22 protein-coding genes are annotated in these 23,581 nt (G+C 65.5%); 13 read left to right on the top strand and 9 right to left on the bottom strand.

Going from position 1 to position 23,581, the window contains the following annotated elements; all coding sequences use genetic code 11:
- Nucleotides 1-68: 68 nt before the first annotated feature.
- The 8 genes from V8246_RS03385 to V8246_RS03350 all read left to right on the top strand — a co-directional run bounded on the left by V8246_RS03385 (nucleotide 69) and on the right by V8246_RS03350 (nucleotide 9,960).
- On the top strand, nucleotides 69-2,405 hold the full coding sequence (locus V8246_RS03385; RefSeq protein ID WP_336187903.1) for a glycosyltransferase family 2 protein: 2,337 nt from the start codon (nucleotides 69-71) through the stop codon (nucleotides 2,403-2,405).
- Between the two features lie 20 nt (nucleotides 2,406-2,425).
- On the top strand, nucleotides 2,426-3,223 hold the full coding sequence (locus V8246_RS03380) for a hypothetical protein (RefSeq protein ID WP_336187902.1): 798 nt from the start codon (nucleotides 2,426-2,428) through the stop codon (nucleotides 3,221-3,223).
- Between the two features lie 10 nt (nucleotides 3,224-3,233).
- Nucleotides 3,234-4,361, top strand: a complete 1,128-nt coding sequence (locus V8246_RS03375; RefSeq protein WP_336187901.1) for an ATP-binding cassette domain-containing protein — start codon at nucleotides 3,234-3,236, stop codon at nucleotides 4,359-4,361.
- 69 nt (nucleotides 4,362-4,430) lie between these two features.
- Nucleotides 4,431-6,245: a glycosyltransferase family 2 protein gene (locus V8246_RS03370; protein WP_336187900.1), complete on the top strand. Its 1,815-nt coding sequence runs from the start codon at nucleotides 4,431-4,433 to the stop codon at nucleotides 6,243-6,245.
- The gene (locus tag V8246_RS03365; protein ID WP_336187899.1) at nucleotides 6,242-7,540 is read left to right on the top strand and encodes a glycosyltransferase family 4 protein; all 1,299 of its coding nucleotides are present in this window, start codon (nucleotides 6,242-6,244) and stop codon (nucleotides 7,538-7,540) included. Before V8246_RS03370 ends, V8246_RS03365 begins: the two co-directional genes overlap by 4 nt.
- Before the next feature lie 18 nt (nucleotides 7,541-7,558).
- Complete coding sequence (locus V8246_RS03360) at nucleotides 7,559-8,293, top strand: CatB-related O-acetyltransferase (RefSeq protein WP_336187898.1); 735 nt, start codon at nucleotides 7,559-7,561, stop codon at nucleotides 8,291-8,293.
- Nucleotides 8,290-9,153: a beta-1,6-N-acetylglucosaminyltransferase gene (locus tag V8246_RS03355; protein ID WP_336187897.1), complete on the top strand. Its 864-nt coding sequence runs from the start codon at nucleotides 8,290-8,292 to the stop codon at nucleotides 9,151-9,153. The genes V8246_RS03360 and V8246_RS03355 overlap by 4 nt, the downstream gene beginning before the upstream one ends.
- A complete protein-coding gene (locus V8246_RS03350) occupies nucleotides 9,154-9,960 on the top strand; it encodes a polysaccharide pyruvyl transferase family protein (protein ID WP_336187896.1) in 807 nt (268 codons plus the stop codon).
- Here V8246_RS03350 and V8246_RS03345 read toward each other — a convergent pair.
- From V8246_RS03345 to V8246_RS03325, 5 genes are all read right to left on the bottom strand, one after another.
- Entirely contained in the window at nucleotides 9,926-11,551 is a 1,626-nt protein-coding gene (locus V8246_RS03345) for a hypothetical protein (protein ID WP_336187895.1), read from the bottom strand. The two genes, V8246_RS03350 and V8246_RS03345, sit on opposite strands and share 35 nt — an antisense overlap.
- Entirely contained in the window at nucleotides 11,544-12,290 is a 747-nt protein-coding gene (locus V8246_RS03340; RefSeq protein ID WP_336187894.1) for a class I SAM-dependent methyltransferase, read from the bottom strand. Before V8246_RS03340 ends, V8246_RS03345 begins: the two co-directional genes overlap by 8 nt.
- A 35-nt stretch (nucleotides 12,291-12,325) precedes the next feature.
- On the bottom strand, nucleotides 12,326-13,300 hold the full coding sequence (galE, locus tag V8246_RS03335; RefSeq protein ID WP_336187893.1) for a UDP-glucose 4-epimerase GalE: 975 nt from the start codon (nucleotides 13,298-13,300) through the stop codon (nucleotides 12,326-12,328).
- 62 nt (nucleotides 13,301-13,362) lie between these two features.
- On the bottom strand, nucleotides 13,363-14,274 hold the full coding sequence (locus V8246_RS03330) for a 5'-3' exonuclease H3TH domain-containing protein (RefSeq protein WP_336187892.1): 912 nt from the start codon (nucleotides 14,272-14,274) through the stop codon (nucleotides 13,363-13,365).
- Nucleotides 14,267-14,848, bottom strand: a complete 582-nt coding sequence (locus V8246_RS03325; RefSeq protein ID WP_336187891.1) for a nitroreductase — start codon at nucleotides 14,846-14,848, stop codon at nucleotides 14,267-14,269. The genes V8246_RS03330 and V8246_RS03325 overlap by 8 nt, the downstream gene beginning before the upstream one ends.
- Before the next feature lie 154 nt (nucleotides 14,849-15,002).
- On the opposite strand from V8246_RS03325, the gene V8246_RS03320 reads away from it, so the two are divergent.
- Together V8246_RS03320 and V8246_RS03315 are read left to right on the top strand one after the other, a co-directional pair.
- A complete protein-coding gene (locus V8246_RS03320) occupies nucleotides 15,003-17,297 on the top strand; it encodes a DUF1631 domain-containing protein (RefSeq protein ID WP_336187890.1) in 2,295 nt (764 codons plus the stop codon).
- A gap of 76 nt (nucleotides 17,298-17,373) precedes the next feature.
- Nucleotides 17,374-18,480 carry an NAD(P) transhydrogenase subunit alpha gene (locus V8246_RS03315; protein WP_336187889.1) on the top strand — a complete coding sequence of 369 codons (1,107 nt, stop codon included), beginning with the start codon at nucleotides 17,374-17,376 and terminating at the stop codon, nucleotides 18,478-18,480.
- Nucleotides 18,481-18,496: 16 nt separating this feature from the next.
- Here the strand turns inward: V8246_RS03315 and V8246_RS03310 are convergent, their stop codons facing one another.
- From V8246_RS03310 to V8246_RS03300, 3 genes are read right to left on the bottom strand one after another with little or no spacing between them, the layout of a single operon-like run.
- Complete coding sequence (locus tag V8246_RS03310; RefSeq protein WP_336187888.1) at nucleotides 18,497-18,940, bottom strand: DUF3106 domain-containing protein; 444 nt, start codon at nucleotides 18,938-18,940, stop codon at nucleotides 18,497-18,499.
- 3 nt (nucleotides 18,941-18,943) lie between these two features.
- Nucleotides 18,944-19,333 (bottom strand): hypothetical protein, encoded by a 390-nt coding sequence (locus V8246_RS03305; RefSeq protein ID WP_336187887.1) that lies wholly within the window; start codon nucleotides 19,331-19,333, stop codon nucleotides 18,944-18,946.
- Nucleotides 19,330-19,860, bottom strand: coding sequence for an RNA polymerase sigma factor (locus V8246_RS03300; RefSeq protein WP_336187886.1), 531 nt, complete (start codon nucleotides 19,858-19,860; stop codon nucleotides 19,330-19,332). Before V8246_RS03300 ends, V8246_RS03305 begins: the two co-directional genes overlap by 4 nt.
- A 281-nt stretch (nucleotides 19,861-20,141) precedes the next feature.
- Between V8246_RS03300 and V8246_RS03295 the strand changes: the two genes are divergently transcribed.
- The 3 genes from V8246_RS03295 to V8246_RS03285 are packed head-to-tail and all read left to right on the top strand — an operon-like array spanning nucleotide 20,142 to nucleotide 22,332.
- Entirely contained in the window at nucleotides 20,142-20,438 is a 297-nt protein-coding gene (locus V8246_RS03295; protein WP_093296220.1) for an NAD(P) transhydrogenase subunit alpha, read from the top strand.
- Between the two features lie 5 nt (nucleotides 20,439-20,443).
- A complete protein-coding gene (locus tag V8246_RS03290) occupies nucleotides 20,444-20,944 on the top strand; it encodes a hypothetical protein (RefSeq protein ID WP_336187885.1) in 501 nt (166 codons plus the stop codon).
- Nucleotides 20,941-22,332: an NAD(P)(+) transhydrogenase (Re/Si-specific) subunit beta gene (locus V8246_RS03285; protein WP_336187884.1), complete on the top strand. Its 1,392-nt coding sequence runs from the start codon at nucleotides 20,941-20,943 to the stop codon at nucleotides 22,330-22,332. The genes V8246_RS03290 and V8246_RS03285 overlap by 4 nt, the downstream gene beginning before the upstream one ends.
- Before the next feature lie 28 nt (nucleotides 22,333-22,360).
- Here the strand turns inward: V8246_RS03285 and V8246_RS03280 are convergent, their stop codons facing one another.
- Entirely contained in the window at nucleotides 22,361-23,251 is an 891-nt protein-coding gene (locus V8246_RS03280) for an AraC family transcriptional regulator (RefSeq protein WP_336187883.1), read from the bottom strand.
- Nucleotides 23,252-23,581: the final 330 nt, after the last annotated feature.

Genomic DNA, 23,581 nt, shown 5'->3' with positions numbered 1-23,581 from the left:
CTCCTGTGTCGAGGAGGAGCCTCGCAGGTTTTGGGGAATTCGGCTGCCAGCGACGGCAGGCCTGGGGAATGATGGATTTGCGCGTTCTGCGAACTTTCCGGTTTCAGCATCTTGATGCACGTCTGACCCCGATCGTCCAACTGACGGTCGGGACGGGTCCGTCGGGGGAGATGGTGTACGAGGCCGAGGGGGACGACCCCCAGTTCCGCGTGGATCCCGTTCGGGGCATCCACGCGCTCGCGCCAGGCTGGTATCTGGTCGATGTCGCGTTGATCGCCCTGGACGGCGATATCCAGCGGCCCTGCCTCTATCCGGACTATGGCGGAGGCTGTAGCGAAGCGACCCGCATCCCGCTGCCGCCCCCCGATGCTGCCGGCCGGATCCGCGGCATGGTCATCATCAGCCGGCCCCTGCGCGCGTTGCGCTTCGACCCTTCGATCCGCCCGGTGCGTTTCCAGGCCGGCGCCATGGTGTTCCGACGGATCACGCGGATGCGGGCGCTGGGGCTTCTGCTACAGGGGACAGAGGAGGCGCGCGGGGGCGAGCGTTCCTCGCTGCGCGCATTCGCTACGCGCTTCGGCAGGTTCCTGGGCGAAGTCCGCAGGCGGGGATTGAGTCCTGCTGTCGACGACCTCGTGCACCGCTACTACGGCGCTTCGCGGCACGCATCCGGCGGGTACACGCTGTGGCTGGATCATTTCGATCCGCTGAAGGGGTCGGGACTCGAGCGTGCGCGCCTCCAGGCGGGCCAGTACGCCAGCGGTCCGCTGATATCGGTGGTGCTGCCCGTCTACAACACGCCGCTGCCGTTCCTGCGGAGCTGCATCGACAGTGTGCGCGGCCAGACGTACCGGAACTGGGAGCTCTGCATCGCCGACGACGCATCCACGGATCCGAGGGTGGCGGCGTGCCTGCGCGCGTACGCGCGCGACGATGCGCGGATCAAGGTGGCGGTCCGCGAGGAGAATGGCCATATCAGCCTGGCGACCAACAGCGCGCTGGCGATGGCGACCGGAAGCCACGTCGCGTTCCTCGATCACGACGACGAACTCAGCCCGGACGCGTTGCACCAAGTGGCGCTTGCGCTGGCCGAGCACCCGCAGGCCAGGCTGCTCTACAGCGACGAGGACAAGATCGACCCGACCGGTCGCCGCTTCGAGCCGCATTTCAAGCCCGGATGGAATCCGGAGCTGCTGCGCTCCCAGAACTACATCTGTCACCTGCTGGTGGTGGAAACGGGCCTGCTGGCGCAGGTTGGCTTGCTGCGCGCGGGCTTCGAGGGCTCGCAGGATCACGACCTAGTCCTCAGGTGCACCGAGGTGCTGGCGCCGGAGCAGATCTGCCACATCCCGCGCATCCTGTACCACTGGCGTGCGATAGAGGGATCCACCGCGCTCGGCGGCGATCAGAAAAGCTACGCGTCCGAGGCGGGGCGGCGCGCCGTGGAAGAGCATTTGCAGCGCATCCGTCGCCCGGGCACGGTGGACGTCGTGTCCCCGGGCTGCTACCGCACGCGGTTGGCGCCGGCCCGCCTGCCCAAAGTCAGTCTGATCATTCCGACCCGGGATCGCGCCGACCTGCTATCCATCTGCACGACGAGCGTGCTGGAGAAGACGGACTACCCCGATTTCGAAGTCGTGGTGGTCGACAATGGCAGCCTAGAAGCCGATTCGCGCCAGCTGCTGAAGGTGCTTCGTGCCACGCCGCGCGTGCGGGTGCTGGATTATCCGATTCCCTTCAATTTCTCCGCGATCGTCAACCACGGCGCGCGTCAGGCCACGGGCGACGTCCTGTGCCTGCTGAACAACGACACCGAGGTCATCAATCCCTCCTGGCTCCTGGAGCTGGTGCAACGTGCCGTGCAGCGCGACGCCGGCGCGATCGGGGCGATGCTCTACTACCCCGACGATACCATCCAGCACGCAGGCGTGGTGTTGGGTCTGGGCGGGGTCGCCGGCCACGTCTACACCCGCATGGGCCGTGGCGCGCCGGGATACATGGCCCGTGCGTGGGTGGCGCAGAACATGAGCGCCGTGACCGCGGCCTGCATGGCCGTGAGGAAAAGCGTCTTCGAGGAGGTGGGAGGCTTTGACGAGGCGCTCCCCGTGGCCTTCAACGACATCGATTTCTGCCTGCGCCTGCTTCAGGCCGGCTATCGCAATGTCTGGACCCCGTACGCCGAGCTGTACCACCACGAGTCGGCGAGCCGCGGCAGCGAAAACTCGCCGGAGAAGCAGCAGCGCTTCGCCGCCGAGGTGCACGCCATGAAGTGGCGTTGGGGCGACGTGCTGCATGACGATCCCGCCTACAACCCCAACCTCACGCTGGACCAGGGCGATTACGGCCTGGCCTTCCCGCCGCGATCGCCGAAGCTGCGCGTCGCCGGCGCCCTTTCCCGACATTGACGTCCCAGGCAATCCGAACGATGAGTCTCCTTTTCCGGCATCTGGCCGAGAGCTTCCGCAAACCCGACCACTGGCTGTATGCCAGCTGGCTGGACGTGATCACCAAGTATCGCAAGAACGCGCTCGGACTGTTCTGGATCTTTTTTCCGCCGATCATCTACATCTGGGGGTTGGGTCTGTTCTTCCGTGCGATCCGCGGTAGCGCCGTGCCCGAAGAAGCGGGATTCCTTGCGCACATAGGCTTTGGCTTCATCGCGTTCCGGCTGATGTCGACCGTCGTCATGGAGGCTGGCAACAGCTTCGCCTCGTATCTGCCTTATATCCATGAAGGTCACCTGCGCCTGACCGACTACGTGTTGCGCCCGCTGGCGCGCTCGGTGATCTACTTCCTGTTCGCGGTCCCGTTGCTGGTGATCGTGCTGGTGGGCGATGCGCCCATCCTTCCGATGGGCATGCTGGGGGCGCTCGTCGGTTTCCTCGTCGTCCTGGTGAACCTGCTGCTCTATGGCACACTGCTGGCGTTCATCGGCGCGCGCTTCCCCGATGTCAACCAGTTCTTCAGCAGCGTGATGCTGGCCATGTTCCTGATCACCCCCATCGTCTGGTTCGCCAAGGATGCGCCGGCCGATACCGTGCATGGCATGCTGATGCGGGCCAATCCGTTCCACCACCTGCTCGCGGTCGTGCGCGGGCCGGTATTGGGCGAGCCGATCGAGCCGATGACGTATGCCTACCTGGGCGTGATGACTGCAGTGGGGCTGGTGCTGGCATCCATCGTATACGGGCGCTTGGCCAAGCGCATGCCGGCATGGCTGTAAGGAGAACGCCATGACGGCCATGCTGCGTGCTTACAACGTCTCGCTGGAACTGCCCACCGAGGTCCACAAGACCGGGCGTAAGGGGTATAGCGACCTGCTGGCGACCTTGTCGGGTTCCGTGCGCTATCAGTCCACGATCCTGTCGGGCATCAATTTCGAAGCGGTCGACGGCGACCGCATCGGCGTCATGGGCCTGAACGGCGCGGGCAAGACCACGCTCTTGCGGGTACTCAACGGCGCCTACGCGCCTACGGCAGGCGTGCTCCGCGTAGAGGGCAACCGCCAGTCGCTGCTGAACCCGCTGCTGGGCTTCGCCGAGTACGCATCCGTGGCGGAGAACATCTTCCTGCGTGGCACGGCCATGGGCCTGCGCTATCGCCAGCTGAAGGCGATAGCGCCCGACGTCCTTGAGTTCGCCGGATTGGCCGACAGAGCCGAGTACCCCTTTTACACGCTGTCCAGTGGGCAGCGCATGCGGCTCGGCTTCGCCATCACCACGGCGGTGCAGCCCGATATCCTGTTGATGGACGAGTGGTTGTCCACGGGCGACGCCGCCTTCGTTGCACGTGCGCAAAAGCGCATGAAGGATCGTTTCGAGGGCAGCCGCATCGTGGTCCTCGCCAGCCACAGCACCCGTCTGCTGCGGGATACGTGCAACAAGGCGCTCGTTCTGGACAAGGGTCGCATGCACTTCTTCGGCGACACGGCCGATGCCCTGGACTCCTATCGCGACATCGTGTCGCAGGCTTCGTCCGAAGAACGCGACGCCGCGATGAGCTCCGATCCGGTGCTTTTCGGCGATTCGCGGGGCGTGGTGGAGCGCATCCGGGCGACCCGCGACAGCCTGGAGGTGATCGGCTGGGCCATGGACGACCGCGGTCGCGAGGCCGACGTGGTCTGCCTGGAGTTCGCCGGCCAGAAGCATTTGCTGGAATCGTTCGAGCGTGTACAGCGTGATGACGTGAACGACTATGTCGGCAAGCAGGGGAAATACGGGTTCCGGTTGTCGCTCGCCCTTGAGCAGCCGGTCGTCGCCCATGAACTGGTCCAGGCTTTGCGGGTCCGCGTGGGGCGCAATGCGTCGCGGCTCGGTACGCCCCTGTCGCTGGTGCGCGCCAGCGTCGTCGAAACGGAATAAGCGGCGACCACGTCGTCGCTACAGTCAACGGAGCACACAGCCATCGCCATGAAGAATCTGTTGGGGAAAATGGCGCAGCCTTCCAAGGCCGCGAGCGGATCGGATGCGGTCGACATCCAGGCAACGCCCCTCGAGTTCCGGGACCGGTCGGGTGGCACGCCGGGCCGCATCAAGGTGGACGTTGCGGTGCGACTGGGCGACAAGGTGCTGGTGGGAGGGTGGAGCACCGGCCCGATCCAGCTCGCCCTGTCGGCCGAGGGGACGTCCGTGAACACGGGCGAAACACGGTTCGGGCGGCCGGACGTGTCGACGCACCTGAACCTGCCGAAAGAAGCGCAAGCCGGTTTCGTGCTGATCGCCGACATCCCGGCGGGGACGCCGGTCGGCCTGTCCTGGGCCCTGCGCGATGGCCGGACGGGCGCGCAGGCGCTCGTGCTGCGGTCGGCCAGCGAGTTGTCCGACGCCGACTCGGGTCTGCTGGGGCCCTCCGCGGGGTTGTTGACGAGCGCGATGACGCCCCATACCCCCGAGTGGCGCGAGGCGATCACCCGCTTCCCGGCGGCCGCCACCGAGTCCCTGGACGCCAAGGCCTACCTTGAGGCCGCACACGTCATTCGGGGTACAGGACAGGTCATCGTGGTGGGCTGGCTGGTCGCGCGACCAGGCACCCAGGTGTGGGGCGAGGACGACAAGGGCAACACTTACTCGTTCGAAGGCGCTCATCGCCTGGTGCGCAACGATGTGCACCAGCTGTTCGGCTCTCTTTACGGGGCCTCTGCGCGCCGCTGCGGTTTCATTCTCAATGCGCCGGTAACGGGAGTGCCCTCGCACTTTCGCATCAAGGCGCTTTCCGAGGATGGCATTCATCTGCTGGCCGAAGCGGCGCTGACCCCCTTGAGCGAGGATCCGGTCACGTTCTCGCGCTGGTTGTTCGATGTCGGCGCGAGCGATGAAGACTGGACTCGGCGCGTGAATGAGTTCGACGTGCCCCTGGTCTCCGCGATGATCGAGCGCGCGCGGTCGCATTGGGACGAGTATCCGGTCGCCGTGCGCGAGTGCGGGAAGGTGCTCGAGGCGCCTGCGGTCAGCATCGTGGTGCCGCTTTACGGTCGCGTGGATTTCGTCGAGAGCCAGATGCTGGCATGGGTGCGCGATTCCTGGATCCGGCAGCATGCGCAGCTGGTCTATGTCCTGGACGATCCGAACATCGTTCCCGGATTCCGCCAGCTAGCGGAAGAGTTGCATGCGTTGTATCGCGTGCCGTTCACCTGGGTATGGGGGGGCGTCAATCGCGGCTTTTCCGGCGCCAACAATCTCGGTGCGCAGTACGCCAAGGGGCGCCATCTGCTTTTCCTGAACAGCGACGTGTTCCCGCGCGCACCCGGTTGGCTGCAGCGCATGGTGGAGGTGCTGGACGAGCGTCCCAGCGTAGGAGCGGTGGGGCCCCGGCTTCTCTTCGCCGATGGCGGCATACAGCACGCGGGTATGCGCTTCGCATGGGCGCCGGAGCATGAGGTTTACATCAATGAGCATCCGATGATGGGGCTGGATCCCATGCTGGACTCTCGCAAGGGCGTCGTGGACGTACCCGGTGTCACCGGTGCGTGCGTGCTGGTGAGGCGCGAGGACTTCGACCGCATCGGTGGTTGGGATACGGGCTACCTGATCGGCGACTTCGAGGATTCGGATTTCTGCCTGAAGCTGCGTGCCGAGGGCTTGTCGTCCGCCTACCTGCCCGAGGTCGAACTCGTGCACCTGGAGCGGCAGTCGATGGCCGCGCTGGGCACGCAGGATTTCCGCAGCAAGGTCACGCTGTGGAACGCGCATCGCCACCAGGCCCGCTGGCGCACCCTCATCGAGTCGACCATGGAGGCTGCTGAATGAGCGCCGTCGAGACGCTGCCGATGTCCAACAAGCCCCGCATCCTGGTGATGTCCCACCGCCACCCGGACTTCAGCCTGGGGGGCGGCGAGATCGCCGCCTACAACCTTTACAAGGCGTACCGCGACAGCGAAGAGGTGGAGCAGGCGTGGTTCCTGGCCAGCGCAGATCGCGGGCGTGGCGCCAACGGCGCCATCACGCCAAGGCGTGCCAACGAGTACCTGTGGGAGCAGAGCATCGGCGACTGGACCATGCTGAAGGCTGCGCATCGCCGCTCGCTGGTCAATGGCTTCCTCGATCTGTTGCGCGCGCTGCGGCCCAATGTGGTGCACACGCATCATTACGCCCACTTGGGCGTGGAGTTCCTGCGCCTGGTCAAGGAATTCGACCCCACGATCAAGCTGGTGCTGACGCTGCACGAGTACATGGCCATCTGCAACAACCAGGGGCAGATGATCAAGACCAACGGCCGTCTGTGCAGTCGCGAGTCGTACGACGATTGCCGCCTATGTTTCCCGCAGTACTCGGTGCAGGATTTCTGGCGCCGCAAGGATTTCATCCAGAGCCATTTCGCCTACGTGGACCAGTTCGTGTCGCCGTCCGAGTTCCTGCGCCAGCGCTACATCGCGTGGGGTATCCCGGCCGACCGGATCGTGGTGATCGAGAACGGTCAGGATGACGTGCAGCCGCTACCGCCGCGCCCGCTGGCGGAAGGGGAGTCCCGCAACCGGTTCGGTTACTTCGGCCAGATCAATCCGTTCAAGGGTCTGGATGTGCTGCTGCGCGCACTCACGCAGATGCGCAAGTCCGAGCGCAAGCAGATCGTGCTGGAAGTGCATGGCGCCAATCTCGAGACCCAGAGCGGCGAGTTCCGCGACAGGATCAAGGAATTGGCGGATCCGTTGATCAAGGAGGGCGTGGTGCAGTGGGTGGGGCCCTACCAGCCGCACGAGATCGCCAGCCGCATGGCCAACATCGACTGGGTGGTGGTGCCGTCCGTCTGGTGGGAAAACTCGCCGATGGTGATCCAGGAGGCATTTCTCTATGGTCGACCGCTGTTGGTGAGCAACATCGGTGGTATGGGAGAGAAAGTCGTCGATGGGGTCAACGGCCTTCATGTGCCGGTGGCCAATGCCGATGCGTGGGCGAGATCTTTGGTGCGTGCCAGCAGTGTCGAGCAATGGTCAATTTGCCGCCAAGGTGTTCATTCCCCCGCATCGCAGGCGGAGTGTTCGACGCAGCATCTGAACGTGTTGTGGAGTGGTGCGCCAGGCTTAGGCGTTCCAGAACTGCGCTAAGCATCAAGGAGCGCTTCAATGATTTCCAATGCGACGCCTGCCAGCGCAGGGCTGACGTTTTCGAAGGCGCCACCGCGCCTCGATCCAAGAAGTTGGTTTGAGGCGCCGCTAGTCATTCAGGCCGAGCTGGCGCCACTCAACCTGATTCAGGTGGGGGCATTCACCGGCATCTACGGTGGAAAGCTTGGTGTCTGCAGAATCGGCAGGTTCTGCTCGATCGCCCCCGGGGTGGATATCGCATCCGACCAGCATCCGACCAGCTGGCTTTCAACTTCCATGATGCAGTACGTGCGCGATGTACATGGCTGGTCTGCCTGGCTCAGCGCGCGCGGTTACGAGAATCTGCCGCCAGAAAAGGGCTTCACGTCTAACGCTGTAGTAACTATTGGAAATGATGTCTGGATCGGCAAGAACGTGATTGTCCGGTCGGGTGTGACCGTAGGCGATGGCGCGATCATCGCTGCGGGGGCAGTAGTCATAGATGATGTACCGCCGTATGCGATCGTCGCGGGGGTTCCCGCGAAAATTAAAAAGTACAGATTCAACGAGTCCATCATAAAGAGATTCGAGGCAGTCCAGTGGTGGAAATACAATGTATTTGGACTTGCGGGGCTTGATTTTTCCTGTGTCGAGGAGTCGCTTGGTCGAATTGAAGCGGCGTTGACAGCAGGTGAACTGGCGCCGTTGATCTTGGAGCGATATATGATCGATCAGGGTGAAATCAGACCCATCGAGGCGGAGGCCCGGTCGTGAGCGTAGCGATCATGGTTTTGGCGCATTCTTGTACGAGTGCGTTGGAGCGATACGTGCCGCTATTGGACCCCGAGCAGTTTGAGGTTTATCTGCACGTGGACAGAAAGGCGGCGCTAGACGGTTATGCCCCGCTTAGCCAGTCGCGAAACGTCAGCTTCGTACCAGACCGCCGTTCCGTTTTTTGGGGGGGCTTCAGCATGGTTCAGGCTACCTTGTCTCTACTGCGATGCGCCCTGCAGCGCCCGGAGAACACCCACTTCTTGCTGGTGTCTGACGATGCGATCCCTACGCTGCCTGGGAATGATCTTTATCGCCGCATATCGAGTGCAGGCATCAGAATGACTTCCCACGTCTGCTTGCCAGGAAGTGAGCCCCACGCGAGGTATGCTAACTATTTCCACTTCGATTCGTCCTTCACTACGCCTCGATGGTTGCCGGCGGAAAGCCGGTACATCGACGAGGGCTCATTGGCATTCGTGAATGAGATCCAGGTCCTGCGTCGGCGTGGAAAATTTCCAGTGCGGATCTTTGCGGGCCCGCAGTGGTGGTGTCTGCCGCGGGATATCGCCGAATTCTGCCTTGAGCAGTATGACAACAATGATTGGCTGATCGAGTCTTTTAGATTCTCTGCAATTCCGGATGAGATCTATTTCCACACTCTGGCCGCAATGCATTCGGGCGCAGCACAGCCTTCGGAACCCTGTCCTGTCTATGCGGATTTTTCTCGTGAGCCAAAACCCTACGTGTTCGGTGCTCTCGAAGACATTCCTGCCTTTGGTGACAGCACCCTGTTCCTCCGAAAGGTGAAGCAAGACGGCCCATTCCTTGATCTTTACACTGAAAAATTCCTGAGAGGCTAAATGGAAGATCCCGTCGATTTCATTAAGAAAAAGTACGGTGACAACGTCAGGGTCTTGTATATGCCAAATGGAGGCAATCAGGGGGACAACCTGATCGCAGCCGCGACGATCCAGGCGTTTAATAGGAAGGGGCTCAAGTGGCAGTTCCTTACCGGCGGTGCAGAGCAAGTCCGCGATGGAGATGTATGCGTTTACGGCGGCGGCGGGGCTCTGGTGGACATGTACGAGGGTGGTGTCGCTTGCTTGCGTTTCCTTCAGTCGCTGGGGCGCCCGGTACTGGTGCTGCCACACACTGTTCGGGGTCACGAGGATTTCTGGCGTGCTAGCTCTGGCATGACGGTGTTCTGCAGGGACGCATTGTCGTTAGAGTACTTGTCCGGTATGCCGGGTGTAGAGGCGCACGGCGCTTGCGATATGGCATTCGGCTTATCGTTTCAGGACGACTGCTTGGCGGCGGTTAAGAGCTTCCGGGACGCGATTGGAGAGCGAACCTCTTTGGTGCTAGACATATTTCGCGGAGATGGTGAGGCGGGACGCCGACCTAAAGGTGTGAAAAGTTGGGTGGATCTATCCGCGATCTACTATCCCAAGCTCAATTCGACTCAAAGCATCATGGCCAATGCCGCGTGTTTCCTGACGGCCCTCGCCCCTGCCAGGCTGGTACGGACAGACCGATTACATGTAGCCGTGGGGGCGGGACTGCTTGGAATCGAAGTTCACTTGTACGACAACAACTATGGTAAGAATTCGGCCGTCATGGAGATGGCTGGTTTCAGGTTGTCTTCTGTCCGACTGATGGAATCTTGATCGGTTGGGGGTCGGGCAGGCCTTGCAGCGCATCCCAGTGCCGGTGAAGAGCGAACTCAAGTCGACTGCGTGAGTGCTGATCGGTCACTTGGCTTAATATTTCGTCCCGCCAGGACTCGAGATTTTCCTTCGAAATGGTGGCGATCACTGCTTGTAGGTAGACTTGATTCGCTCTGATGTAGTCCACGGGAAACAAGAGTTTCGCCAGAAGCAACAGTGAGGCGCGCCCCAGTCCTTCTTGAGTTTCTAGCCAAGCGATGGCTGCTTCTGGCCCAGACTCTGCCAGTATGCATGTGCCGACGAGATGGATCACCTCTTGGTTTCCGGGGTCATCGTGCAGCAGCTGCAGAGCGGCATGTTGCGCGGATTGATACTCGCCTCGCGCCAGCCAAGCCTTAACTAAGCGTAGTCGGAGTCCAGGAGTGTCCTTGGTCTGCGCTGCGAGTTGGTACGGGGCAAGGGCGAGCTCGGCCCGGCTCAGTCGAAGCAGCAGGTCGCCATAAGTAATATTTAGATCGACGCTGTCAGGCGTGGAGCTCAAACCGTGCTTTACAACGGCAAGAGCGTCCTCCAAGCGTCCAGCGACCATGAGCTTGTGGGTTTCCGCCAATGCTTTGATGGCGCGATTTTCCACTGGGCGTTGCTCTACGTCGGCTAGTATCTTTGCGACGTCTAGAGCCCCGTCTCCGTTCCGGGGTGTTGCATTAGTTTCCGGCAGCGACCTGGCGGGAGTTGTGGCTGTATGTGTCTCGTTGATTAAAGTGAATGCGGTGTAGTCGCGCTTAGTGAGATCAGCGGGGGATTTCAGTTCTGTAAGCGCGGTCAGTTCGTCCCACAATCCATCAAGCTCTAACAAGAGAGCAGGGTCTAGTGCATGGTGGTACTGCGACATTGGGGCGTCGCGCAGAAGCCCCTGCAATATTCGCGGCTTATCGTTGGCAGTGAGCGCAACCTTCCGCCCGTCACTCAGCAGCAGTTCGACACAGTTCGCACTACGGAGAAAGTCGGCGGTGACAATTGAGCAGCTCTGATTGGTGCTCGCGAAATGAAGTAGGGCTCGATTGGCGCTTAGCCATGCTTGGTACGCAAGCTGAGGCTGGACCCACAGTCGGAGATGCTGGCGCGCCCCTTCACCACGCGGGAGGTGGTAGGCCAGTTCGCGCGAGTGGCGGAAGAGGAGGGACTGAGCACACTCCGTCCAATGCCTGACGACCAGAAGGTAGTGGGCTTTATGTTGTGTGGCAGTTTCCCATGCAGGTAGACATAACGTGGCGCGCGGATCCTTAATGGCCCACGCCGCGGTCTCTTTCGTGCGATTAGCGGCATAGGCCTGAATATCTGATATCAGTTCCTCATCGATGGCGGGCGGCTCGCTGGAAGCATGGATCCAATCGGTACATTGGCGAGCCAGCCATCGGTCGTGTAGAGCCACCACATCTTCATCTTCGAAGTGTCCGTCGGGGTTGGATGGGTGAGGAGGTACGAGTCGTGCCCCGAGGTCGAAGCCTGTCTTGTGGAGCCACTGCGCTGCCAACGAAGTGCCACTTCGATGGAACCCTGTGCATACAATCGGACTGGGCAGCTTAGTCATGGTGAGGGAGTTCGGGCAGCCCGAGGACGCAAGCCGACTGGCCCAAGCTACCCTCACTTCTCATTTCACGACCATCATCCCACCGGATCAACTGATCGAGGGGTATGTAGTTCCTGTCGCCATCCAAGATCTGGTCGATCTCCAAGCCCAAGTGTTGCGCCCACGCATTGATCCCATCCCGATCCATGAACTGGTTCAACACCTTGTCCGGGCGCGTATCCTGCAGCGAGGCCTCGAAGATGTTCCAGTGCGAAGGGATGCGGAATTCAAGGAACGAGAACACGATCTTGCCGCCGGGCTTGAGCACCCGCCTGGCGTCCTGGAGGTAACGGTAGGTTTCCTCGAACTGCAGGTGCGTGAACACCGAGAAGAACGTGATGAAATCCGCGGAGGCATCCGGCTCCGGGATCACCGTGCCGGGTGCGGCATAGAAGCGCCAATCATCCCGCCCGCACTTACGTTGCGCATACTGGAACAATTCCGGCACCACATCGATTCCCACGTATGGTCCGGTCAGATAGTCCTTCAGCCGGTACGCCAGCCGCCCACTGCCGCAGCCCACATCCACCACCGTATGCTCCGGTCGCAGCCCCAGATGCTTGAGTAACTGGAACTCCAGCATCCCCACCGCCTCGTAATCGCCCCCCACCGCCAGCGACATCGCCTCGCCCTCGTCGTGCGAGTCCATCAGGTCCTTGCTGTGCTTCAGGTAGCTGGACAGGAAATGCGGAAGTTTCATCGTGGATCCTCTTGCGTACCGGGCGCGTGGCCCACTCAGAATGCCGGGGCGCGATGCCAATCCCAGGCGCTGCGCAGCACGGCTTCGATGTCGGTAAAGGTCGGCGCCCACCCCAATACCTCGCGCGCCCGCTGGCTTGCCGCCACGAGCACGGGCGGATCACCGGCACGACGTGGCGCGGCCTCGAACGGCACCGGCAACCCGGTGACCTGTTCGGCCGCACGGATCACCTGCATGACACTGAAGCCCGTGCCGTTGCCCAGATTGAAGGCGTGCGCACCCGGCGTGTCCGTCATGTAGTCCAGCGCCCGCACGTGCGCATCCGCCAGATCAAGCACGTGCACGTAGTCCCGCACGCAGGTGCCATCCGGTGTCGGGTAGTCCTGCCCGAACACCTTCAACGGCGCCGCAGGATTGATCAACGCACGCAGCAGGTTGGGGATCAAATGCGTTTCGGGTTCATGGGACTCGCCGATGCCATCCGCAGCGGACGCCCCGGCCGCGTTGAAATAGCGCAGGCACACCGAGCGCAATCCATAGGCCTGCGCCGCATCCGCCAGGATGCGCTCGACCATCAGCTTGCTGGCCCCGTACGGATTGATCGGCGCCTTGGGGTGATCCTCGTCAATGAGCGCGCTGACCGGATTGCCGAAGACGGCGGCCGTGGAGGAGAACACGATGCGACCCACCGCGTGCCTGCGCATCACGCGCAGCAGGTTAAGCGTTCCCACCACGTTGTTCTCGTAGTAGTCGTAGGGCGCACTCATCGACTCCCCGACCAGGGAGCGGGCACAGAAATGGAGCACGGCATCGTAGTGCTGTCCCTGGAAGGCCGCCTCCAGACTGTGGGGGTCGAGAAGGTCCGCCCGGATCAGCTGCCCCCAGCGGACCGCCTGCTCGTGACCCGTGCTCAGGTTGTCCAGGACGGTGACGCGATGGCCGCGGTCGTCCAGGACCTTGGCGACGTGGGAGCCGACGTAGCCGGCGCCGCCGCAGACAAGCAGATGCATCGCGTCCTTCCTTGTGGTTGATCCTGAATTCTATCCGCAGCACAAGGCGAAGACAGGACGTGTCAGTTCTCCAGCCTCGCCGCCACCCGCAGCCGCCGTCGCGTCATCGGGCCCAAGCGCAGCGCATCGGACAGGCCCGCGAGCATGTCGCCATCGGCCGGGCCGCGGGCGTGGCCGTGGGCGATATCGCCCAGGGGGGCGTCCAGTGCGATGGTGGTCAGTTGCCGCCAGAGCAGGGCGTGTTCGCGCTGTTCGCGCAGGCGCACGGCCATCGTGGCGGCGCCGCGCAGGCGCAGGAAGGCGACTTCGTCCACGCGGGCCAGCAGAGTATCCAGGTCGCCGAAGTGCGCCAGCAGCACCGCGGCGGATTTCGCCCCGACGCCGCTGACGCCCGGGATGTTGTCCACCGCATCGCCGGTCAGGGCCAGATAGTCGGCGATCTGCCGCGCTTCCACCCCATGCCGCGCCTTCACGCCGGCCATGCCCCAGCGCTGGCCGCGCGCGAAATCCCATTGCTCGTCGTGCTCGCCAAGCAACTGGGAAAGATCCTTGTCGGCCGACACGATGACGCCCCGGTACCCCTGCGGTCGGGCGGCGTGCAGCGCGCTGCCGATCAGGTCGTCGGCTTCGTACTCGCCATGCGACAGCACGCTCAGTCCCAGCGCGGCGCACAGTGCCTTGCAGTGGGTGAACTGGCGGCGCAGCGCTTCCGGCGCGGGATCGCGGTTGGCCTTGTAGGCCGGATACAGGCGGTTGCGGAAGCAGCTGTCCAGCGCTTCGTCGAAGGCGATGGCGATGTGCGCCGGCCGCTCCTTCTCCAGCAGTTCCAGCAGGAAGCGTGCGAAGCCGTGCACCGCGTTGGTGGGCCAGCCTTCGGCGTCCTGGAATTCGTCCGGCATCGAATGCCAGGCGCGGAACACGTACAGGCTGGCGTCGACCAGGTAGAGCGGACGCACAGGCAGCGCTTCAGTCACCGGGCGTCCAGTCCGTGAGCAGCAGGGCGGGATCGGGGCGCTCGCGCTCCGGTGCTTCCATCCTCGGCGTGCCGATATGGATGAAGCCGACAATGCGCTCGTCGGCCGACAGGCCGAGCGCGGTGGCGACGGCTTCGTCGTAGGCCATCCAGCCGGTCAGCCATTGCGCACCGAAGCCCAGCGCCTGCGCGGCCTGCAGCAGGGCGAAGCAGACGCTGCCGGCCGTCAGCAGCTGTTCCTGCGCGGGCACCTTGTGCCCCGGCGTGAGCCGCGCCACCACGGTGACGATCACCGGCGCGTGGGAAAAGCGTGCGCGGTCCTTCTCAACGACGGCATCGGCCGCATCCGGCTGCAGATGCAAGGTGCGTGCCGCAAGCAGGTCGCCCAGCGCATGGCGGGCCTCCCCTTGCAGACGGATGAAGCGGAACGGCACCAGTTTGCCGTGGTCCGGCACGCGCACGGCCGAGGACAGCATGCGCAGCAGCGTGGCGTGGTCCGGGCCGGGCTCGCCGAGTTGTTTCGACGGCACCGAGCGGCGTGTGTCGAGGGCGTGCAGGGGATCGGTAAGCGACATGCGTCAAGTTTACCGTGTCGCATGTTGTTGCATGGCACTAAAATGCCGAGCCCATCACGGTTGCCCGTGCGGCGGATTTCCTACGATGTCATGGCGGATCCCCGGTCCGCATCCCCCGAACGCCTTTCGCCCTCCCCGGGCGGAGACCCTGCGCATGTCGAACGTCTTCAATATCGCGGACCGCCCCGGGCGCGACACGCGCCTGCTCGACCAGGCGCGCGACGCGGCGATCCCGCCGTTGGTGGACGCCTTCGCCATGGCGCTGGGCCGGTTCGACGACGCCCTGTTCGACCGCGCGGAGCGCGCGGGCCCTTCGCAGATGGCGTTCCTGGATGCCATGCGCGAGCTGCGTCGCCGTCGCGAGGACATCATCGTGCGCTTCCGCGCCCACCTGCAGCGTGCCTGGAAGTCCCTGCAGGAAGGACAGCCGCTGTCGATGGAGACCGCATTCGCACAGGGGGCGGACGACACCCTGACCCTGGTGACGGACCAGGAACTCGAATCCCGGCTGGCCGTACGCAACCTGGCCAGCGTGATCCAGCGCGACTGCAAGCCGGTGCTGGCGCGGCTGGACCGGCGGCTCGGCTGGATCGCCGGCGACGTGGTGCTGGACAGCGACCTCAATCCGATCGGCCCCGAGCACATCGGCGTGGCGGTCCACCAGGCCTTCTCGGCCTGCGACCTGGCCCCGGAGGTCAGGCTGGTGGTGATCAAGCTGTGCGAACGGGACCTGGTCCCGGCGATCGCCCGGATCTACGCGGCGCTCGACCAACGGCTCGGCGGCGGTACCGCGCCGGATCCGGCGGCGCGCCGTGCGTCCAGGCCCGAGCCTGCGCGCGAGCTGGAGGACCTGATCGCCGACGAGGAGCCGGGCGCCCCGGCCTGGGCCGCGCGCTTCCTCAACCGCATGGCCGGCGTGAACCGTGGCCTGCAGGCCGCACATGCCGGTGCGCCGTCCCCCGGCTTCGGCGAAGTGCCGCCCGGTTATGCCGCTGCGCCCGGTGCGCAGGGCGTGCTGCTGGAGGCACTGCATCACCTGCTGCAGGAATCGCGCCGTGGCCGTGACGTGCAGGACGAGGCGCCGCGCCCGGCGCATCCGCAGCGCGACCTGTCGCAGCGCGAGATGCTGTCGGTGCTGTCGCTGCTGCAGAGTTCCCCCAGTGCCACGCTGCGCGCCGCCATCGGCGACACGGGCGAGTCGCTGTCGCAGCGCCTGAAGAACGAAGTGCTCAGCAGCGCGATGCAGCTGGGCGTGGATCCGGCCACGGCGCGTCTGGCGCCGGTCGACGAGGACGCCATCGACCTGGTCGGCATGCTGTTCGACGTGATGCTGGACGAGCGCGATCTGGAAGGCCGTCCGCGCGAACTGATCGGCCGCCTGGTGGTGCCGTTCGTCAAGGTGGCGCTGCTGGACCGCCGCATGTTCGTGCAGAAGACGCATCCTGCGCGCCGCTTGTTGAATGTGCTGGCCGAGGCCTGCGAGGGCAACAACGGCGAGAGTGCCGCCGAGCGCACCCTGTTGACCAAGGTCGAGGAGGTCATCGACCGCCTGGTGGCCGAGTTCAACGAGAATCTGGCCATCTTCCTGACGCTTGAAGAGGAGTTCCGCGCGTTCCTGGAACAGCACCGTCGCCGCATCGAGATCGCCGAGCGCCGTGCCGCCGAGATCCAGCGCGGGCAGGAGCGCCTGGAAGCTGCGCGCACCCGGATGGCTGCCGAGCTGGACGAGCGCCTGGCCGACCGCCGCGTGCCGCAGGCGATCGAGGATTTCCTGCGTCAGCCGTGGGCCCACCACGTCACCATGACGGTGCTGCGCGAGGGCGAAGAGGGCGAGGGCCTGCGCGAATCGCTGGCGCTGGCCGACGGGCTGCTGGAAGAACTGACCGAAGCGCAGCGCCATGTGATCGGCAAGCCGTGGCTGCAGGCCTGGAGGCCGGCGTTGCTGAAGGTGTTCGCCAGTGTCGGCCTGAACCAGGATGCGGCGGGCGGGGCCGTCGACGCGCTGCACGACACGCTGCAGGCCGTGGCCGCGGCGCGTCCGGACCTGGAAAAGGCACTGCCCGAACTGCCCCAGGTGGTGCTGCCCAAGCCGGCCGTGGACGAAGAGGCCACGCCCATCCAGCTGGTCGGTGGGGCCGATACGCTCGATTTCGACCATAGCGATGCGGACCATTTCCGCGGCCTGCCCATCGGTACGTGGCTGGATTTCATCGACAAGGACAACAAGGTCCAGGCCGGCAAGCTGTCCTGGGTCAGTCCCATTTCCTCGCGCCTGCTGTTCGTCAACCGGCGCGGCGTGCGCTTCTGCGTGGCCTCGCCGGAGGAACTGGCGGCCATGGTCAGGCTGGGCCGCCTGCGCACGCACCAGAGCGAGGACGCGTTCGACAGCGCGATGCAGGGCGTGATCGAACGCCTGGAGCCCACGCCCTCGGCAGGCATTCCTTCCTGATCGCGCCGGGTGTCCGCGCGGCCCTGCCGCGCTCTGTTAGCATCGCCGCAGCGATGACCTAACGACGAGGGGCGCCATGGCGGTCGAAGTTCGGGTACTGAAGGAAACCGCGCCCGGCGAGCGCCGGGTGGCCGCCACGCCGGAGACGGTGAAGAAGCTGATCGCCGCCGGTGCGCGCGTGGTCGTCGAACGTGGCGCAGGCGCGGGGGCCGGCTTCATCGATCAGGCCTACGCCGATGCCGGCGCCGCCGTGGATGGGGGCGAAGGCCGGGCGCAGGCCGATGTGCTGCTTTGCGTGCAGCCGCCTGCCTCCGATGCGATCGCCGGCTTCAAGGCGGGCGCCACGCTGGTCGGCATGCTCCAGCCCACCGCCGATCCCGTGCGGGCCGATGCGCTGCAGGCGCGTGGCTTGCAGAGTTTTCCGCTGGAACGGCTGCCGCGCACCACGCGCGCGCAGGCGATGGACGTGCTCAGTTCACAGGCCGGCATGGCCGGCTACAAGGCGGTGCTGATCGCGGCGCAGCTCGCCCCGCGCTTCTTCCCCATGCTGACCACGGCCGCCGGCACCATCCGGCCCTCCAAGGTGCTCATCGTCGGTGCCGGCGTGGCCGGGCTGCAGGGCGTGGCCACGGCCAAGCGCCTGGGGGCGCAGGTGGAAGGTTTCGACGTGCGCCCGGAAACGCGCGAACAGATCGAATCGCTGGGCGGCAGGTTCCTCGACCTGGGCGTGAGCGCGGCGGGCGAGGGCGGTTATGCGCGCCAGCTCACCGAAGAGGAACGCGCTCTGCAGCAGCAGCGCCTGGCCGACCACCTCAAAGGCATCGATGTGGTGGTGTGCACCGCGGCGGTCCCCGGCAGGCCGGCCCCGAAGATCATCACCGCCGCGATGGTGGCGGGCATGAAACCGGGCAGCGTCATCGTGGACCTGGCGGCGGAGACCGGCGGCAACTGCGAACTCACCCGCCCCGGCGAGACTTACGACGCACAGGGCGTGACCATCGCCGGGCCGCTGAATCTGGCCAGCCTGGGCGCGGTGCACGCCAGCGAAATGTACGCACGCAACGTGCTCAACTTCGTGTCCTTGTTCGTCAGGGACGGTGCGCTGCAGTTCGACTGGAACGACGAACTGCTGGCGAAGACCGTGTGGCCGGAACGGTCCGGCGCGCCCGCGCAAGCGGCCTGACGCGGGCGAAACCGGATCAGCGTTCCTCCCGCGACGGCCGCCGCCGCGGTGCGTTCTCCTGCATCCACGCCTCGCGCTGCTCGGGCGTCATCTTCTTCCACTGGTCGCGCAGCGCGGCGCGCTGCTCGGGCGTGAGTTCCTTCATCCGGCCGTAGAGCGCGCGGGCCTGCCGGCGCTGTTCCGGATTCATGCCTTCGAAGCGCTTCATCCCGTGACGCGCCTGCGCGCGCTGTTCGGGCGACATGGCCTGCCAGCGCTGCGCGCGCTCCATCATGCGGGGACGGTCCTCGGGCTCGCGGTTCCAGCGGTCGCGCAAGGGGGCGATCAACGCCTCGCGCTGCTGCGGGGTCAGCTGTTCCCAGGTGGGCAGGGGCGCGGGCGGCGGCGACTGGGCGAACGCCTGGGCAGACGCGAAGGCCAGCAGGCCCAGGACGAAGAGGCGGGCGATACGGGATGTCATGGGTCACTCCATCGCAAGGGGCTGCGCCTCGGCGGACGCCAGCCACAGGTACAGGTCGGGGTCTTCTTCCAGCGTGCCGGCGGCGGTTCCGTCCAGCGCGTCGCCGTCGGTCGCAGCCAGCGGCACGGGCGTCGTGACGCCGGGGGAGGAGGGGGTGGGCGCCTGCGGCAGGAACTGCAGGCCGACGCCGACCGCCAGCACGGCGGTGAACGCGGTCGCGGTGAGCCAGCGCCACGGGCGCGCGCCGCCGGAGGCCGGCGCGGCGCGCTGGGCTTCATGGCGGGCGGCGCGCAGGCGCGCCAGGGTCTGAGGCGACATCTGCGCCAGCGCCGCGCGATGCAGGCTGCGGGCCTGCGCATCGAAGCCGCCGTCGTCACAGGTATGCGGGTTCATCGGAATTCCTCCAGTTGCTTCTGCAGGGCGTCTCGCGCACGGGACAGGTGGGTCTTCACCGATCCCTCCGAGCAACCCATGACGCGCGCGGTGTCCGCCACGTCCAGTTCTTCCAGCACGCGCAGCGTGAACGCTTCGCGCTGGCGTGCCGGCAGGCCGCGCAGCGCCCTCACCAGACGCGCGTAGGCCTCGCGCTGGTCGTGCGCCTGCGAGGGGCCCGCGCCCAGGTCGGGCGCCCAGTCCACCGGGCCTTCCTCGCCACGGTCGCCGGTGGGCAGCAGCCAGCGCAGCCGGAAGCTGGCGCGGCGCTGCAGGTCCACGATCCGCCGCCGCAGGATGCTCCAGAACAGCGGGGTCCATTCTTCGGCGGGGCGGTCTGCGTAGGCCAGCATCTTCATCATGGCGTCCTGCACCGCATCCAGCGCGTCCTCGCGGTGGCGCAGTCCGGCCTCGGCGAAACGGAACGCCCGCGGGCCGATGTCGGCGAGGAACCGTTCCAGCGTCGCCGCCGATACGGGGGACGACATCGTGTCCGGCGACGGAGGGGGGGCGCTGCTCACCAACATAGCTTAGCGGCCGGTGCCGTGAATCAGCCGCGATCCGAAGGGCGCGGGCGATGCGGATGCGCAGGGGCGGGGATGGGCGTCAAGGTCGATCCTCCGTGGTTACCGCAGGCGGGAACGCGCCACGGCGCGTCCGGTTGACACGCCCCCGCTGGAGCCCCGGTGGATTCAGGTATGGTTATGATGCGGAACACGCCCCGCCCCTGCGCGGCGGCGCCGACAACGTGGACAGGATGGGGGAGCGGATGAGCGACGGGTTCGTGGCGCTGTACATCTTCATGCTGGCGGCCATCGCCGGGCACGTGATCATTTCGCGGGTGCCGGTGATCCTGCACACGCCACTGATGTCGGGCTCCAACTTCATTCACGGCATCGTGCTGATCGGCGCGATGGTGGTGCTGGGCCACGCCGATACGACGCTGGAGAAGGCCATCGGCTTCATCGCCGTCCTGCTTGGCGCCGGTAACGCCGCCGGAGGCTACGTGGTCACCGAGCGCATGCTGGAGATGTTCAAGAGCAGCAAGCCCGCGGGTGGCAAGTGAGCAGCATGCCGATCACGCCTGCGCCCGCTCGCGCCACCGCGCGCGACCTCTTCCAGTGGTTGAGCTACCTGCAGTACCCCGCGCTGCTGGTGGCGCTGGGGTACGCGGCCAAAGCGGGCTGGTCGCTCGCGGTGGCCGGCACCGACAGCGGGGCGACGGTCTACGACGATTTCAACTACGTGCTGCTGTACGCCGGCATCGGCATCGGCCTGTCTTCGCTGCAGGACCCCACCAGAACGCAGAACGACGTCTCCAGGCGGGTCTGGCAGGACCCGCGCAAGGGGCGCTGGATGCTTGTGCTGCTGTCCCTGTATACGGTCACCCCGATGGTGGCCGGGCTGGTCGGTGCGTACCTGGCCGATACGACGGTGGTGAACCAGTTGTCGTTGGGACTGGTCGCGTTCGGCCTGGGCATGGTGGGGCTGCTGAAGACCGCCATCGAGATGCGTGAACACCATCGGTTGGACAAGCGGTCCGCGTCGTCGTCTGAAGGGAGCCTTGCATGAGTGCGTTGACGCTGGTGAAGCTGAGCTATTTCGTGGCCGCTACGCTGTTCCTGCTGGGCCTGCAGCGCATGGCCAGCCCCCGGACCGCACGCAGCGGCATCCAGTGGGCGGGCGTGGGCATGCTGATCGCCACGATCGCCACGTTCTTCCTGCCGGGCCTGCACAACATCGGCCTGATGGTCGCGGCCATCGTGGTCGGCGTGGGCCTGAACTGGGTGTGGGGCAAGAAGGTCGCCATCACCGACATGCCGCAGATGGTCGCGCTGTTCAACGGCATGGGTGGCGGTTCCGCGGCGGCCATCGGCGCGGTGGAACTGGTGCGCTATTCCGGCGGCGAAGCGGCTGTTCCGTCGACCTTCACGCTGTCGCTGGCTGTCACCGGCGCGCTGATCGGCGCGGTCTCGCTGACCGGTTCGGTGATCGCCTGGGCCAAGCTCGACGGGCGCATGGACAAGCGCTACACCTTCCCGGGCCAGCAGTGGTTCAACGCCCTGGTCGCGCTGGCCGCCATCGCCTGCGGCGTGATGGCGCTGGCCACATTGGCCATGCCATGGATCATCGCCTTCTTCGTGCTGTCGCTGGCGCTGGGCGTGCTGATGACGCTGCCCATCGGCGGCGCCGACATGCCGGTGGTGATCTCGCTGTACAACGCCTTCACCGGCCTGGCGGTGGCGTTCGAAGGCTACGTGCTGGGCAACGAAGCGCTGATCATCGCCGGCACCATGGTGGGCGCGGCCGGCATGTTGCTGACGCGGCTGATGGCCAAGGCGATGAACCGCAAGATCAGCAACGTGCTGTTCTCCAACTTCGGTGGCGGCAGCGCGGCCATGCAGGAGATCGGCGGATCGATGAAGCCCATCGAAGCCGCCGACGTGGCCGCGATGATGGCCTATGCCGAACGCGTGGTGATCGTGCCCGGCTACGGCCTGGCGGTGGCCCAGGCGCAGCACAAGATCTGGGAGCTGACGCAGAAGCTGATGGAACGCGGGGTGAAGGTGAAGTTCGCCATCCACCCGGTCGCCGGCCGCATGCCGGGCCACATGAACGTGCTGCTGGCCGAAGCCGGCGTGCCCTACGACCTGATCGCCGACATGGACGACATCAACCCCGAGTTCGCCAACACCGACGTCTCGCTGGTCATCGGCGCCAACGACGTGGTCAACCCGGTGGCGAAGACCGACCCGGCCAGCCCCATCTACGGCATGCCCATCCTCGACGTGGTGAATTCGAAGAACACCATCGTCATCAAGCGCGGCAAGGGCACGGGCTTCGCCGGCATCGAGAACGCGCTGTTCTACGCCGACAATACCCGCATGCTGTACGGCGACGGCTCGGAGATGGCGAACGCGCTGGTCAGCGAACTGAAGGCGCTGGACGGCGGGCACTGAGGCCGCCGGCCTGCGCGCATCCTGGTCGTCAGGCGGCAGCGGGCTGGCGCACTTCGTCGGCGTCCTCCTGTCGCAGGCGGCGGACTTCCGAAGTGGTGCGGCCGAAGGCGTTCTTGAACGCGCGGCAGAATGCGCTCTGGCTCTCGAATCCCAGCATTCCGGTGATCTCGCAGATCGGCAGTCCGGTACCGCTGACCATGTCCCAAGCCTGGCGTTCGCGCAGGCGCGCGGCGTACTCGGTGGGTGTTTCCCCGAACACGTTGCGATAGATGCGGATAAGGTGGCAGGGCGAGTAGTTCGCCATGCCGGACAGCGCATCCAGGTCCAGCCGCACGTCGGGGTTGCATTCGATCGTATGGCGCACGCGCAGCAGGCGCAGCAACGTCTGCTGCCGCCGTGCCAGGGTGCGGCCGTTGCAGCGGGCCAGGCAGGCCTGTAGATCGACCTGCAGGTCGGCCAGCGCAGAATGCAGGGCTTCGAGCAACGTGGCAGGGTCGCCCGGCGTGCGTGCATCGCCTGCGTGGCCGTCGCGGGCAATCCGTGCGAGCAGGCCCGCCGCGTCGCGGCTGGCGCGGCCGCGCCATGGCAGTAGCCCGTTCGCCGGCTCGCGGGTCTGCCCCATACGCTCCCATGCGGCCACGGGCGCACACAGTGCGAGCCATCCGCGCGCACCGAGTGCGCGGCAGCGCAGCGCACCGTCACGCCACACCTGCATGTGGCGTGAGGGCAGGGTCCAGTGGCCGCCCGTGGCGGACAGAGCCAGTGGGCCGTGCAGCGGCCACCACAGCGACATCCATCCGGCGGGTGTATCCACTTGGATGCCGCGGCCGCGCGCATGCAGGACGTGGAAGGCATCGTCGGGAAGTCGGGAGAGATCGAGACTGTCGCCGAACCTGAGGCTGTAGTGGAGTGTGCGCATCGTATTGGCCCTCTGCATGCATGCGCTGGAAGCACTGCATCAAGACCACTCTAGGCGTCATTGGCGCGGCGTTTGAGGGCCAATTCGCTGCCCTGCACGAGGGCCAATGCGTCGCCCCGGCCGCGTTTCCCGGCCGCAAAAAAGAACGCCCGGCGGGGCCGGGCATGTCCACCTGAAGGGCAGGACGTTCCTCTGCGGGGAACTGGCGCCCGGTCTGGCCGTGAGAGCGGTGCGGCGCTGTGGACGCATGCAGCATCGCGCAACGCACGGGGGCGCGTGGTGCCCGGGCAGCGCCGGCAATGGACCGCACGCGCGCGATGGATGTGCAGC

Source organism: Pseudoxanthomonas sp. F11, from assembly GCF_037046485.1.
Lineage (GTDB): Bacteria > Pseudomonadota > Gammaproteobacteria > Xanthomonadales > Xanthomonadaceae > Pseudoxanthomonas_A.
This window is presented reverse-complemented; position numbering and strand designations above follow the sequence as displayed.

Excerpts from the sequence above, each read along its gene's own strand:
- V8246_RS03385 (WP_336187903.1), top strand. The coding sequence starts at position 69 with ATGATGGATTTGCGCGTTCTGCGAACTTTCCGGTTTCAGCATCTTGAT.
- V8246_RS03380 (WP_336187902.1), top strand. The coding sequence starts at position 2,426 with ATGAGTCTCCTTTTCCGGCATCTGGCCGAGAGCTTCCGCAAACCCGAC.
- V8246_RS03375 (WP_336187901.1), top strand. The coding sequence starts at position 3,234 with ATGACGGCCATGCTGCGTGCTTACAACGTCTCGCTGGAACTGCCCACC.
- V8246_RS03370 (WP_336187900.1), top strand. The coding sequence starts at position 4,431 with ATGGCGCAGCCTTCCAAGGCCGCGAGCGGATCGGATGCGGTCGACATC.
- V8246_RS03365 (WP_336187899.1), top strand. The coding sequence starts at position 6,242 with ATGAGCGCCGTCGAGACGCTGCCGATGTCCAACAAGCCCCGCATCCTG.
- V8246_RS03360 (WP_336187898.1), top strand. The coding sequence starts at position 7,559 with ATGATTTCCAATGCGACGCCTGCCAGCGCAGGGCTGACGTTTTCGAAG.
- V8246_RS03350 (WP_336187896.1), top strand. The coding sequence starts at position 9,154 with ATGGAAGATCCCGTCGATTTCATTAAGAAAAAGTACGGTGACAACGTC.
- V8246_RS03345 (WP_336187895.1), bottom strand. The coding sequence starts at position 11,551 with ATGACTAAGCTGCCCAGTCCGATTGTATGCACAGGGTTCCATCGAAGT.
- V8246_RS03340 (WP_336187894.1), bottom strand. The coding sequence starts at position 12,290 with ATGAAACTTCCGCATTTCCTGTCCAGCTACCTGAAGCACAGCAAGGAC.
- galE (WP_336187893.1), bottom strand. The coding sequence starts at position 13,300 with ATGCATCTGCTTGTCTGCGGCGGCGCCGGCTACGTCGGCTCCCACGTC.
- V8246_RS03325 (WP_336187891.1), bottom strand. The coding sequence starts at position 14,848 with ATGTCGCTTACCGATCCCCTGCACGCCCTCGACACACGCCGCTCGGTG.
- V8246_RS03320 (WP_336187890.1), top strand. The coding sequence starts at position 15,003 with ATGTCGAACGTCTTCAATATCGCGGACCGCCCCGGGCGCGACACGCGC.
- V8246_RS03315 (WP_336187889.1), top strand. The coding sequence starts at position 17,374 with ATGGCGGTCGAAGTTCGGGTACTGAAGGAAACCGCGCCCGGCGAGCGC.
- V8246_RS03310 (WP_336187888.1), bottom strand. The coding sequence starts at position 18,940 with ATGACATCCCGTATCGCCCGCCTCTTCGTCCTGGGCCTGCTGGCCTTC.
- V8246_RS03305 (WP_336187887.1), bottom strand. The coding sequence starts at position 19,333 with ATGAACCCGCATACCTGTGACGACGGCGGCTTCGATGCGCAGGCCCGC.
- V8246_RS03300 (WP_336187886.1), bottom strand. The coding sequence starts at position 19,860 with ATGTCGTCCCCCGTATCGGCGGCGACGCTGGAACGGTTCCTCGCCGAC.
- V8246_RS03295 (WP_093296220.1), top strand. The coding sequence starts at position 20,142 with ATGAGCGACGGGTTCGTGGCGCTGTACATCTTCATGCTGGCGGCCATC.
- V8246_RS03290 (WP_336187885.1), top strand. The coding sequence starts at position 20,444 with ATGCCGATCACGCCTGCGCCCGCTCGCGCCACCGCGCGCGACCTCTTC.
- V8246_RS03285 (WP_336187884.1), top strand. The coding sequence starts at position 20,941 with ATGAGTGCGTTGACGCTGGTGAAGCTGAGCTATTTCGTGGCCGCTACG.
- V8246_RS03280 (WP_336187883.1), bottom strand. The coding sequence starts at position 23,251 with ATGCGCACACTCCACTACAGCCTCAGGTTCGGCGACAGTCTCGATCTC.